The sequence below is a fragment of the endosymbiont 'TC1' of Trimyema compressum genome, assembly GCF_001584725.1.
GTDB lineage: Bacteria > Bacillota > TC1 > TC1 > TC1 > TC1.
This window is the reverse complement of record NZ_CP014606.1, coordinates 754675-767260: the sequence shown is the minus strand read 5'-3', so window position 1 is coordinate 767260 and position 12586 is coordinate 754675. Positions and strand designations below refer to the sequence as shown.

General features: G+C 33.7%; 20 protein-coding genes and 1 pseudogene. All 21 read right to left on the bottom strand.

Annotated elements, in window-relative coordinates:
* Window positions 1-3: 3 nt before the first annotated feature.
* Window positions 4-1326, bottom strand: a complete 1323-nt coding sequence (gene der / locus AZF37_RS04840; protein WP_088369812.1) for a ribosome biogenesis GTPase Der — start codon at window positions 1324-1326, stop codon at window positions 4-6.
* Between the two features lie 270 nt (window positions 1327-1596).
* Complete coding sequence (locus tag AZF37_RS04835) at window positions 1597-2190, bottom strand: InlB B-repeat-containing protein (protein WP_245612079.1); 594 nt, start codon at window positions 2188-2190, stop codon at window positions 1597-1599.
* Between the two features lie 359 nt (window positions 2191-2549).
* Window positions 2550-2774, bottom strand: a complete 225-nt coding sequence (locus tag AZF37_RS04830) for a hypothetical protein (protein WP_088369810.1) — start codon at window positions 2772-2774, stop codon at window positions 2550-2552.
* 7 nt (window positions 2775-2781) lie between these two features.
* Window positions 2782-3390 (bottom strand): hypothetical protein, encoded by a 609-nt coding sequence (locus AZF37_RS04825; protein WP_088369809.1) that lies wholly within the window; start codon window positions 3388-3390, stop codon window positions 2782-2784.
* Window positions 3391-3696: 306 nt separating this feature from the next.
* The gene (locus AZF37_RS04820) at window positions 3697-4131 is read right to left on the bottom strand and encodes a hypothetical protein (RefSeq protein ID WP_162473901.1); all 435 of its coding nucleotides are present in this window, start codon (window positions 4129-4131) and stop codon (window positions 3697-3699) included.
* A 222-nt stretch (window positions 4132-4353) separates the two neighbouring features.
* Complete coding sequence (locus tag AZF37_RS11630; RefSeq protein ID WP_088370663.1) at window positions 4354-4467, bottom strand: TfoX/Sxy family DNA transformation protein; 114 nt, start codon at window positions 4465-4467, stop codon at window positions 4354-4356.
* A 112-nt stretch (window positions 4468-4579) separates the two neighbouring features.
* A complete protein-coding gene (locus AZF37_RS11625) occupies window positions 4580-4786 on the bottom strand; it encodes a hypothetical protein (RefSeq protein ID WP_281178921.1) in 207 nt (68 codons plus the stop codon).
* Window positions 4761-5120: a hypothetical protein gene (locus tag AZF37_RS12315; RefSeq protein ID WP_281178920.1), complete on the bottom strand. Its 360-nt coding sequence runs from the start codon at window positions 5118-5120 to the stop codon at window positions 4761-4763. Before AZF37_RS12315 ends, AZF37_RS11625 begins: the two co-directional genes overlap by 26 nt.
* Window positions 5110-5298, bottom strand: a complete 189-nt coding sequence (locus AZF37_RS11620) for a hypothetical protein (RefSeq protein ID WP_245612063.1) — start codon at window positions 5296-5298, stop codon at window positions 5110-5112. Before AZF37_RS11620 ends, AZF37_RS12315 begins: the two co-directional genes overlap by 11 nt.
* Window positions 5299-5351: 53 nt before the next feature.
* Window positions 5352-5648 carry a hypothetical protein gene (locus tag AZF37_RS11615; RefSeq protein WP_245612062.1) on the bottom strand — a complete coding sequence of 99 codons (297 nt, stop codon included), beginning with the start codon at window positions 5646-5648 and terminating at the stop codon, window positions 5352-5354.
* 8 nt (window positions 5649-5656) lie between these two features.
* A pseudogene (deoA, locus tag AZF37_RS11610) lies at window positions 5657-5878 on the bottom strand (pyrimidine-nucleoside phosphorylase); the annotation flags it as partial.
* Window positions 5879-6029: 151 nt separating this feature from the next.
* The gene (locus AZF37_RS12310; protein WP_281178951.1) at window positions 6030-6101 is read right to left on the bottom strand and encodes a hypothetical protein; all 72 of its coding nucleotides are present in this window, start codon (window positions 6099-6101) and stop codon (window positions 6030-6032) included.
* 91 nt (window positions 6102-6192) lie between these two features.
* Entirely contained in the window at window positions 6193-6363 is a 171-nt protein-coding gene (locus AZF37_RS12305) for a hypothetical protein (RefSeq protein WP_281178950.1), read from the bottom strand.
* A 130-nt stretch (window positions 6364-6493) separates the two neighbouring features.
* Window positions 6494-6691 carry a hypothetical protein gene (locus tag AZF37_RS11600; RefSeq protein WP_245612060.1) on the bottom strand — a complete coding sequence of 66 codons (198 nt, stop codon included), beginning with the start codon at window positions 6689-6691 and terminating at the stop codon, window positions 6494-6496.
* A 47-nt stretch (window positions 6692-6738) separates the two neighbouring features.
* A complete protein-coding gene (gene xerD / locus AZF37_RS04800) occupies window positions 6739-7641 on the bottom strand; it encodes a site-specific tyrosine recombinase XerD (RefSeq protein WP_088369807.1) in 903 nt (300 codons plus the stop codon).
* The gene (scpB, locus tag AZF37_RS04795) at window positions 7634-8251 is read right to left on the bottom strand and encodes an SMC-Scp complex subunit ScpB (RefSeq protein ID WP_088369806.1); all 618 of its coding nucleotides are present in this window, start codon (window positions 8249-8251) and stop codon (window positions 7634-7636) included. Before scpB ends, xerD begins: the two co-directional genes overlap by 8 nt.
* A gap of 1 nt (window position 8252) precedes the next feature.
* Entirely contained in the window at window positions 8253-8975 is a 723-nt protein-coding gene (locus AZF37_RS04790) for a segregation and condensation protein A (RefSeq protein ID WP_088369805.1), read from the bottom strand.
* 4 nt (window positions 8976-8979) lie between these two features.
* Window positions 8980-9969 carry a tryptophan--tRNA ligase gene (trpS, locus tag AZF37_RS04785; protein ID WP_088369804.1) on the bottom strand — a complete coding sequence of 330 codons (990 nt, stop codon included), beginning with the start codon at window positions 9967-9969 and terminating at the stop codon, window positions 8980-8982.
* Window positions 9970-9984: 15 nt separating this feature from the next.
* Window positions 9985-10635 carry a site-2 protease family protein gene (locus AZF37_RS04780; protein ID WP_216634033.1) on the bottom strand — a complete coding sequence of 217 codons (651 nt, stop codon included), beginning with the start codon at window positions 10633-10635 and terminating at the stop codon, window positions 9985-9987.
* Window positions 10636-10640: 5 nt separating this feature from the next.
* Window positions 10641-11951, bottom strand: a complete 1311-nt coding sequence (gene lysA / locus AZF37_RS04775) for a diaminopimelate decarboxylase (RefSeq protein WP_088369803.1) — start codon at window positions 11949-11951, stop codon at window positions 10641-10643.
* Window positions 11952-11970: 19 nt separating this feature from the next.
* Window positions 11971-12585: an O-methyltransferase gene (locus tag AZF37_RS04770; RefSeq protein WP_088369802.1), complete on the bottom strand. Its 615-nt coding sequence runs from the start codon at window positions 12583-12585 to the stop codon at window positions 11971-11973.
* Between the last annotated feature and the right edge of the window lies 1 nt (window position 12586).

Genomic DNA, 12586 nt, shown 5'->3' with positions numbered 1-12586 from the left:
GTACTATTCCCCTTTTTTATTTCTTAAATAAATTCGGATTGGCGTCCCTGTAATATCAAAAGCCTCTCTAAATTTATTTTCTATATGTCTTTTATATGAAAAGTGCATTAATTCCACATCATTTACAAATAGCGCAAATGAAGGCGGAGCAACTTTAATTTGAGTGCCATAGTTAATTTTAAGTGGTCTACCCTTATCACTTGGCGGAGGATTAAATGCTACAATCTCTCTCAACAATTGATTAATAGTTGACGTCTCAATTTTTCTGTGAGCATTAGTATAAACTAAATCAGCCAACTTATATAAATCACCAATTCTTTGACCAGTTAATGCAGAAATAAATACAATAGGTGCATAATTCATAAAACTCATTTTATCTCTTAAGTCTTCTTCAAAAGTAGCCATTGTTTTACTATCTTTCTTAATTAAATCCCATTTATTAACAACTAAAACAGTTGCTTTCCCATTTTCTTCGGCAGTACCTGCAATGCGCTTATCCTGCTCTGTTAGGCCTTCAACGGCATCTATTAAAACAAATACCACATCAGCTCTTTCCATTGCTCTAACAGATCGAATTACGGTGACCTTTTCGATAAACTCTCCAACTTTTGACTTACGGCGAATTCCTGCAGTATCAATTAAGGTATAATCTTTGCCGTAATAAGTAACTTTCTCATCAATGGCATCTCTTGTTGTCCCTGCAATATCGCTGACTATAACTCTTTCTTCATTACATAATTTATTTAAAAGAGAAGATTTTCCTACATTAGGTCTGCCTACTAATGCAATTTTGACACTATCATCATCTTCTTCCTCATCTTCTTCCTCTATTTCAATATTATCAAAATAAGATACAATAGCATCTAATAAATCACCCATATTAGTGCCATGAGCAGCTGAAATAGGAATAGGATCACCAAGGCCTAGGGTATAAAACTCATAAGCATTATCCTTAGCAAAATTATCAACTTTATTGACAGCTAGAACAACTGGCTTATTATTTTTCTGAAGAATTCGAGCGACCCGTTCATCTTCAATTGTAGCTCCAGTTCTGCTGTCAACAACCATTAAAATAACATCAGCTTCATCAATAGCAATATTAGCTTGTTTAGCTATTGACTCACTAAAGTCTTCACCAGCCCACTGTATACCTCCAGTATCAATTAACATAAAGCTATGTTTAAGCCATTGAGCATCTCCATAGAGTCTGTCTCGGGTAACTCCTGGTGTATCATCAACGATTGCAGTGCTCTGGCCAATTATTCTATTAAAAATAGTAGACTTCCCTACATTAGGTCGTCCTACAATTGCTACAACAGGCTTCATCTATTCATCCTCCTATTATTCATACCCTATTATTATAGCATAATTTTTTTTTTTTTGATATATTTATCTGCTAGCTATAGCCACAGCAATTCTGAAGAAATAGATATAAAAATGGGATTGAAATCTTCAATCCCATTCATATTAATTCATCTTAATAATTAGCTTAATTCTTTCTTTTTTGCTTGCTGTAATAAACCACAAAGCAACCACTCACAAATACTATACCAGCTATAATACTAATAAGTTTCATCCCTGTTTGAGGCAAACCACTTAAATCCCCAGTACTATTGTCACCAGGCTTAGGTGACACAGGAGGTATTGGTGTGGTTCCGGAGGCAATTGCTCCCACAAAGCATAAACTGTCATACTCCCATTAACAACTGTATTTTGATTAAATTGAGTACCAGCCCCATCCATCTCAGTATACCAACCTAAAAATTTATAGCCACTTCGCAAAGGTATTTGAGGTATTAATGCTCCTAAGCTACTGCCTTTCTTTGTTGAAGCTTGTAGTATTCTAGGTGAACCACCTACAGAATCAAATGTTACAGTAACAAGAGGAATACCTTCTTGATATGAAATATCATCATTATTATACGCATATGTAAAAGCAGGTGCACCACTAGGAGGTAATGTAAACGCAGTAGTAAAAATATGACTTTGATGGATAGCGACATCAGGTGAAGAATCTAACATAAAGTAAGCTTGAACCGATTGATTTTTCTCAAATACAACTGTTCCAGCAGCAGTAATTTTATTTAAATGAGGTTGTGGTACCCAAATACCACCACCATAAAAATCAGCAATATTACCACTTATTTTGCTATTATTTTCTAGACTGATAGTTGGAATGTTATCAGGCATTTCCAATGACCAGCCACTAATACCGCCTCCATTACTAGCACTATTACCACTAATAATAGCATAATCTTTAATTGTAATTAATGTATCCGTTCCAGCAACTGAACCAGTATGACTATAAATGCCACCTCCAAAAGAGCCTGCCAGATTATTATTGACACTACCATTATCCTTTATAGTAATACTTTTAGCTTGAGCCCCTGCAATACCACCACCGTATTCAGTGGCTTCATTGTTAAAAAGACTTGTTTCATTTTCAATATTTAAAACGGTGTTCCCAGATAAATAAACACCACCTCCAGACTTTTCAGTTTTATTAGAAGCAATTTGTGAATTACCTGATACTGTTCCAATAGTTCGTGTTAATAAAAATATAAGCCACCACCTGATTGGGTTGCTGAATTATTTAAAATAGTACTTGTATCAGCATTTAAAATATTATCATTAAAAGCAATTATTGCACCACCATAATCACCTACATTGCCAGTTACACTGGTTCTATTTAAATTAATTTTATTAAAATAACCTGAACAAATTCCACCGCCTTGACCATTATTAGATGAAACTGAAGCTCTATTATTACTCATGGTCGAATCATTTAAGTAAGGTAAGGGTTGTTGCTGTTCCTGTATTTTCAGCAGAGCCTATATAGACAGCCCCTCCATACTGTGCATCATTGTTATTTAAAAGGCAATTACTTAATGAAAGTATATTTTGAGGATAAGTATAAATTGCTCCATCAGATGTTAGACTACTATTATTTAGAATATCAGCGCCATTAATCATTATTGTAAAACCTCTGCCAAAATCAAGTCCAGCCCCAAAATTCGCCGTGTTATTTTCAATTATAGCTGCACCTATACTGATTGTGCCTGCACCTAGATAGGTTCCTGAGCCAAAGTATAAGCCACCGCCACTGGATACAGCAGTATTATTACGGATAATAGTGCCATCTTGAATAATATTAGATGTCTTATATTCGGTTCTGCCTCCAGCTCCATACTTTGCTTTATTATTTGAAATTATTGTACCATTTTTAATTTCTAGATTAGCTCCAGCAGCTGTATAAATACCGCCACCATAGCCAAATGTCGGACTTGCTGATAAATCATTATTATCTATGAATCCGCCATCAACAATTAATGTACTATTCCAATGTACTAAAATACCTGCACCAAAATTTGCAGCTTTATTATTAATCACTGTACAATTAATTATATTGACATAAGACCCTTCCCAAGCACCAATACCGCCGCCACAACAAGGCCTCTATTGTCAGTAGCATCACCTGTATTACTATTACCAGTAACAATACAATTATTAGCTACTAAACTGCTTCCATAGCCTACACCAATACCACCCGCAAAACCCGAATCTCCAGCTGCAGTGTAGTTAGCTTGATTGTTTCTTACTTCTTTTCCAATTTTCCAACAACGGTTAAGGATTTACTACCAGCACCCATAATTCCACCACCACGGATAGCCTTATTATTGGTGATATGTCCACCTTCTACCCGAACAATACCATTGGCATAAATTCCACCGCCTTCAATATTAGCAGAAATAAAACAGTTGTTAATTGCAGGATTATTAATCGTTTCATTGCCAGTAGCTTGAATGCCTCCACCAGCCCCAACATTATCAAATGTAAGATGTAAAACACCTGTTGCATTAATATTAAAATGTCGTTGTCCCCTGATGCAGCCTTTAATGATATCAATGTACCAGGTCCATCAATATCGTTTACAACCGCATTAGAAACCGGTGCCATATAAATAATTTTTGGTGCTTGAGCTCCGGGTACTGTAGGCACCGGTTTAGAAATAAAGTTATTCCCTTCGGATTCTACTACTGCTGTGTCATTAGCTCCAAAGCTATCATTTGAAGCAGATTGAAATTGAGCTTCAGCAAAAGTAGCACCAAAGGTTGTGTTTGGAGCAATCAATAAAATACCAGCTAAAAAAATCGAAGTCAAAATGGCTAAAATACTTTTGTTTTTTTCATTTGATCCTCCTATATTAGGTTATAAAATTATTAGCTGCATTTAATCAGATATCTATAGTAGTATTTAATTTATATTTTAACGATTATAACATATATCATATATATTATCAACTTATCCCAAGTAACTATACACATCAAATAGAAATTATTTCAAAAAATTCCCTTAATTCTTTTTTCTATCACTGGATAAATAATGCCATCGAATATTTTCAACAGCACCTTCAAGGGCAAATAAATTACTTAAACAAGTTTCTAATCCGTTTTCTGATAAAAGAATAAAAGCTTTTTTTGCTACCTAAATTAATTAATTCCTCTCCACTTTTGATGCCCAACCTTTAATAATTTTACCATTAATATAGGGCCAATATTAGGCATCGTATCTAACGCGATCAATTAAAGTCACTCCTTTGTCCTTGAACCACATCAATTATTAAGTTCTTAGTTTCTATTGGCTTATGACCTATACCATACCCTTCTCTAATAGCTTTTACTAGCTTCTCCTTATTAACCTTTTTCACTCCAATAGCAACTACAAAGATTTCCCCTACCTTAACATAGTCACCTATTTTCTTATTTAAATAAATACCAGTAGACAAATCTATTGGGGGGTCCCCCTAATGTTTCCCGACCAGCGCCTAATGCCATTGAAGCTAGTCCTATGGCCTCAGCCTTTAGACTAGTCACATAGCCTTCAACTTTAGATGTAATAGAAAATGTATTTTTGCTTTCTGGGAAAAGACTAAAGTCATCAATAACCCTACTATTACCCCCTTGAAAAGCAATCATTTCCCTGAATTTTTCAAGAGCACTTCCATTTTCAATAACATTATTAATTAATTTAAGGGCTGCTTCCTTTGTTTCCACAATTCTAGAAATTAACAAAAGTTCTACTGCTAAAGCCTTTGAAACATCTATGACATCATATGACATCAGAAGGTCCTTTACCTTTTAAAATTTCTATAGCTTCCATCACCTCTATACTATTACCTATAGCATAACCTAGTGGCTCTTCCATTCTTGTTAAAACTGCTATTCCCTGTCCACCGAATCGATTTATTAAACTAACCATAGCTAAAGCAAGTAAATAGCCATCTCTTTCATTTTTCATAAAGGCGCCATCGCCTACTTTAACATCAAATACAATATTTTTGTTACCAGAGGCTATTTTTTTGAGACAATACTTGAGGCAATCAAAGGAATACTTTCCACAGTTGCAGTAACATCACGAATAGCATACAGCTTTTTATCAGCAGGCGCTAAATGACCGGTTTGCTGAATCAAGCTTAAGCCAATAGAATTAATTTCTTTTAAAAATTCTGTTTTACTTAATTCTGTTGAAAAGCCGGGAATACTTTCAAGTTTATCGATTGTACCCCAAGTATGACCTAAGCCTCTACCAGACATTTTAGGCATCTTAACGCCACAAGCAGCAACTATTGGCGCCACTACTGATGTCACTTTATCACCTACACCACCTGTGCTATGCTTGTCACAAAAAAGCCATCTATTTCAGAAAAATCAATTGTATCACCAGAAAATACCATAGCTTTTGTAAAATGATAAAGTTCTTCATCACTCATACCTTTAAAGTAGGCGGCCATTGTAAAAGCAGAAAGTTGATAATCAGGAATAGATTCTTCTACTATACCTTTTATTAAAAAAGCTATTTCTTCTTCTGTCAAAGAAAACCCATCTCTTTTTTACGGAGTATTTCAACCATCTTAAATCTCCTCTATGATTTTTTTAGAAGTCTTTTAAATGAATCGCCCACTTGTTTCGTTACTTTAATGACTTCTTGGTGACTTAAAGGGTTTCCAGTAATTCCCGAAGCCATATTAGTTACACAGGAGAAATACCCATGACTTTCATTTTTCCGTGAGCCGCAACTATTGCTTCAGGAACAGTTGACATTCCAACGGCATCCGCACCTAATATTTTTAAGGCTCTAATTTAACTTGGTGTCTCATACATGGGACCCTTCATGTAGCCATACACGCCTTCATTAAGAATATATCTTCTTTTTTGCTATTCCCTTAACTAATGTTCTCAGCTCTCGTGAATAAATATTGGTAGCATCTGGAAAACGATTACCAAAATCATCTAAATTTTCACCAATCAATGGACTAGGGCAGAAAAAGCTTAGATGATCCTCAATTAGCATTAATTGGCCAATCTGACCAATTAAGCCTCCAGCAGCATTTGTTAAAATTAAATTCTTTATACCAAGCGCCCTTGAAAAAGTCGGATAGGGTATGTTACATCCTTCATAGAATTCCCCTCATAATAGTGAATTCTACCATTCATTAATAAAACAGGTTTTTTATTAATGAATGGCCTATACTTAACTCTTTCTTATGACCAACAACATTACCTGATTGTATATGGGGGATAACGCTAAATGAAAAAGTTTTTAATATTTCTAAATCTTCAACAAAATCACCTAAACCAGAGCCTAATACGATAGCAGTTTCTGGTTTCAAATCACCAAGTTGGTTTTTCAAATAGGCAAGACCCTCATTTATTTTTCTAAATATGTCATTTATATCTCCTAAGCTCTTGGATGAGTTTCATCATAGACTTTTTTAATATGCTTAACAGTCAAATGGGTGTAAATTTGGGTTGTTCCAATATCAGAATGGCCAAGCATTTCTTGAACACTTCTCAAATCAGCCCCATTTTCTAGTAAATGGGTTGCAAATGAATGCCGTAAAGTATGTGGTGAAAATTCTTTTTTAATTCCTGCCTTATTACCATAATTTTTTAGTATTTTAAAAAAACCTTGACGGCTCATTGAATTGCCTCTATTATTTAAAAATAAGGTTTTTTCCCGTATATTTCCTTTTAATAAAAGAGGCCTTGTTGTTTCAATATATTCCTCAATAAACTCTAAAGCAATTTCACCTAAGGGGATTATTCTCTCCTTATTGCCTTTACCAAAACAACGAATAAATCCTAACTCTAAATTAACATCAGTAAGAGACAAAGAAATAAGCTCACTAATTCGCAAGCCAGAACCATAAAGCAACTCTAACATACAGCGATCTCTGAAACCTAAGGGCTTTTCCAAATCAGGGATTTCTAAAAACCTCTCCACTTCCTTTAGAGATAAAATCACAGGTAATGTCTTCCTTTGTTTCGGCGGATCTAAAATAGCTGTTGGATCACTGCTAATTTTTTTTTCTCTTAATAAAAAATGAAAATAACTTTTAAGGGAAGCAATATACCGACTTTGTGAAGTAGCTTTTTTGCCATCTTTTTTCAAATGGCAAAAATAGCCTAGAATAACTTCTTTGTCAATGCTTTCATAGTTATTTTCATCTATAGCATATTTTATTTTAGCATAATCATAAAAGGCAATTAAATCCCGCAAATAATTTTCAATAGTATTATCCGCTAAGCCTTTTTCAATTGCCAAATAGTGAGTATAATCTTCAAAGAACATATCAGTCATTTTTTTGTTCCTCTACTTTATTATCATTGATTTTTTCAAAAACCATAGCTTCATCATCAAAAGCCAAAACCTCTTCTAAATCTTCATTTTCTAAAACTCTTTTTTCTTCTAAAGGTGGTAAATCCTCTAAAGAGTCAATGCCTAAGTCCATTAAAAACTGAGAACTTGTTCCATAAAGTATAGGTCTACCAGGTACTTCTTTTCTGCCAACTTCGTAAATAAGTTCTTTTTCCACTAGCTTTAAGAACATACTATCGACACCCACGCCTCTAATTTTCTCTACTTCACTCCTTGTAACAGGTTGTTTATAAGCAACGATTGCTAATATTTCGAGAGCTGCTCTACTAAGTTGTCCACCTTGTGGTTTAACAATAGATTCAATTAAGCTATCGTATTCCTTTTTTGTCTGAAGTTTATACCCACCTGCAACTTCTTTTAATTCAATACCTCTACCAGGAGTTGCTAAGCTCTCACCATAACTTTCGATTAAATCTATTAATTCTTCTTTATTTACACTGAGTAACTGAGATAATGTTTCAATAGACAATGGATCGTTGGAAACAAACAAAGCGCATTCAAGTGAAGCAATTAAGTCCTCTTTAAAAAGCATTTTAAGCCCCTTCTTTCAATATGATTTTTACAGGTGAGAAATTAGCTTCTTGAAGAAAAGACACTTTCTCTTGTCTAAATAAGTCAAGTAAAGCTAGAAAACTCACAACAATATCGCTTTTACTAACTTCATCAATCATATCATGAAAATAAATACTCTTTTTTTCATAAAGTAATTTAAGAAGACTATTAATTTTTTCTGTTATTGTAATTTGTTTTGCCTGTACTTTGTAAGGTTTCATTTTCTTCTCTTCCACACGACTTAAAGCAAATGTAATCAAATTATATAAATCCTCAGGCAAAACATCTGCTAAAGGGTTAACATCCTTGGCAATAGTTTCATATAATTTCTCGTCTTTTGGTCGAAAATAACTTTTACCTTGATTTTCTATAAGTTCACGGAATATTGCAGTAGCAATTTTATAGCGTTCATATTCCAATAAACGTTCAACTAATTCAAGACGAGGATCTTCTTCTCCAGTCTCCTCATTAATCTCCTTAGGTAAAAGCATTTTTACTTTAATAGAAATCAATGTTGAGGCAATTAGCAAAAACTCACTGGCTACCTCAATATTAAATTTTTCCATACCTTTTAAATAAGCCAAATATTGATTTGTAATACTGGCAATAGGAATATCATAAATATTTACCTTGTCTTTTTGTATTAAATGCAACAAGAGATCTAAAGGACCATCAAAAGCTTGTAAATGAATATTGTAATCCATCTCTTTATGCCATATTCATAACAGACTTCACAGCATTGAGGGTTTCGTCTGCTTGCTTAGAGGCCTGAATCTGTCCTTCTCTTAAAACATCCTCTACATAACTTGGTTTTTTAAGAATTTCTGCTCTTTTTTCTCTAAATGGAGAAAGTAAAATATCTAAAGCACTAATAAGCTTCTTTTTACAATCCATACAGCCAATAGTGCCTTTTCGGCAATTAGATTCTAGTTTCTCAATAATTGGCGCATTATATATTTTTTGATAGTTAAAGACTGTACAGACATCAGGATTTCCTGGATCTGTTTTATGGATTCTACTTGGATCAGTAATCATACTTCTCACTTTTTTATTCAGCTCTTTTTCATCGCTCATTATATTAATTTGATTATGATAACTTTTAGACATTTTCCTTCCATCAGTACCTACAATTAAAGGAATTTCTGAAAGCTTACCTTCAGGTTCCACAAAAATCTTTTTATTATAAATATGATTGAAACGTCTGGCTATTTCTCTTGTCATCTCTACATGAGGCAACTGATCTTTACCAACAGGAACTCGATTAGCATTATATAAAAGAATATCACCAGCTTGGAGTACTGGATAACCTAAAAATCCGTAGGTTGTTATATCCTTACCTTGGTTTACCTTAAATTGCTCAATTTGAGCCTTATAAGTTGGACATCTCTCTAGCCAAGACAATGGCGTAAGCATCGAAAGAAGTAAAAATATTTCAGCATGCGCTTGTACCTTAGATTGCACAAAAAGAGTGCTTTTTTCAGGATCAATACCTACTGCCATCCAATCGATAACCATATTTTTTATATTCTCTTGTAAATCAGCAGTATTCTCATACCCTGTTGTTAGAGCATGATAATCTGCAGCAAAGAAATAACATTTATATTCTGCTTGCAGTGACACCCAGTTATTCAAAACACTTAAATGCCCTATATGAAGGGTTCCTGTTGGGCGCATACCACTTAAAATTGTTTCTTTCATTTTTCAACCTCACCTCTATCTTAAAAACATTTGCATGACTGCATCTGATGTAAATGTAATTTTAGATCCTACTATTACTAAAAAATTAAAAACAGGAGTCCAAATAAAAGATAAAACTCTTGTTAATATTAAAATTAATAAGATGATAATGCCATATCTTCTTTCAAAAGCAAAAGCCTTATCATAAATCGAGTCTGGAAATAATCGCATAATAACCTTAAAGCCGTCTAATACTGGCAGTGGCAGAATATTAAAAGCAGCCAACATAAAATTAATCTGAATAAATACTGTTAAAAATGTAATAATTACGCCAGGGACTGGAAATATATAGACAAGCTTAAAAAGCAATAAACCAATTATAGCCATTACAAAATTTGCTAAAGGGCCTGCTACAGCTGTTAATGCAATACCATCTTTATAGTTTTTAAAATTATAAGGATTCATCATTACAGGCTTAGCCCAACCAAATCCAACAAGAATCATCGATATAAAGCCTATAGGATCAATGTGTTTTAAAGGATTTAAAGAAAGGCGCCCTTGTTCTTTTGCTGTTTTATCCCCTAACAAATAAGCTGTATAGCCATGAGCTATTTCATGAAATGTTAAACCTATTAAAATAGCTGGAATAATATAAAGTAAGGAAAGTGGATCCATTCCAAATAACATCTGCTTTACCTATCTAGAAGAATATGATTCTTCATCATATCTTCATGGCTTTCTCTCTTAATAACCAGTTGGCTTTCTCCATCTTTCACAAAGACAACGGCAGGTTTACCCAGTACATTATAGTTACTAGCCATTGAATACCCATAGGCTCCTGTAGAACTCATAACCAATACATCTCCTGCTTTTGCAACTGGAAGGGCAATATCTCTAGCTAATATATCTCCTGATTCACAGCACTTGCCTGTTACTGTAACAACATCTGTGCCAATTTCATCCATTCGGTTACCTAAAGCAACTTCATACTTGGCATCATAAAGTGCTGGGCGAATGTTATCAACCATGCCACCATCAATAGAAACATATTTACGAACACCAGGAATATTTTTAACGGAACCAACAGTATATAAATTAGACCCTGCAGGTCCAATAATGGAACGGCCTGGTTCAACAAACACATTAGGCATTAATAATCCTTTTTCTTCAATTAAACTTTCAAGAGTATTTAAGATGTTTTCACTATATAAAGCAATTGTACTTGGATTGTCTTCCTCAGTATAGTAAATACCAAAGCCTCCACCCATATCTAAATCTTCAACAACAATATTTAAAGTTTTTTTAATTTCTTCAATAAAATTAACCATAACTCCGACAGCATCTTTAAAAGACTGCATCTCAAAAATCTGTGAGCCAATATGACAATGTAAACCTTTAAATTTAATATTTTCTAATGAATAAGCTTTTTCCACACCTTTTAAAGCATCACCATTAGGTAATGTAAAGCCAAATTTAGAATCTACACTACCCGTTCTAATAAAAGCATGGGTAGCAGCATCAATACCTGGTGTTATTCTTAAAAGCACATTGGCTTTAACACCTTTGTCTCCAGCAACCCGATTTAACTTTTCTAACTCATCATCATTATCAATAACAATGCGACCAACACCTGAATCAAGAGCCATATTTAATTCTTCCGAGCTTTTGTTATTACCATGAAAGAATATTTTTTCTGCTGGGAACCCTGCTTTTAAGGCCATGAAAAGCTCTCCACCAGACACAACATCTAATCCAAGTTTTTCTTTATTTATAATTTTACAAAGGCTTGGTGTCATAAATGCCTTGCTAGCATAAAGGACAATAGCCTTTCCATTGGTTTTTTCAGTAAAGTTTTTATAGTAGTCTTTACATATTGAGCTTACATGAGTCTCATCAACAACTACTAAAGGTGTGCCATATGTTTTTTGTAAGTCAACAACATCACAACCACCAATTTCTAAATGATTCTGTTCATTAACTTTCATTGTTCCAATTAATTTCATTCTCTCAATCTCCTTCAATTCATGTTTTCATACAAAGCATAATACCATCTTCTATGTTTAGTAAAGAATTAATTACTCTTTTATCATTAATAATTTTTTCATTAAAAGCGCCCATAACTTCTCTTTGTGCTTTCCTTTTGCCAGTACAAGCAAATAACACATCTTCAAAAACCAATAGGCCACCGGTCCTTAATAAAGATAAACTTTTTTCATACAAAACATCATAACTTTTAGTAGCGCTATCAATAAATATGAAATCGTAATTACAACTCAATGTATCCAGTACTTCTTCTCCAAGACCTTCATAAAAACTTACATATTCCTTTAGTCCAGCACTATTTATATTATTCTCAGCTTCAGTTTTAAGTCTTTTACTTGCTTCTATTGTATGAACACTACCTTCATTTTCTTTTGCCCCTATTGCCAGCCATATTGTTGAATAGCCAATACTTGTTCCTATTTCTAAAATTCTCTTACTTTTAGTTAAACAAATAAGAAAGTAGAGAAAGTTGCCTATTTCCTTGCCCACTGATGGACAAATATCATTTCTAACGCCCTCGGATTCTCTGATAAATTTTTGTAGTACTAAGGGCTCAATAATATAGTTTTCTGTGTATTTTTCTTTATTAATCATG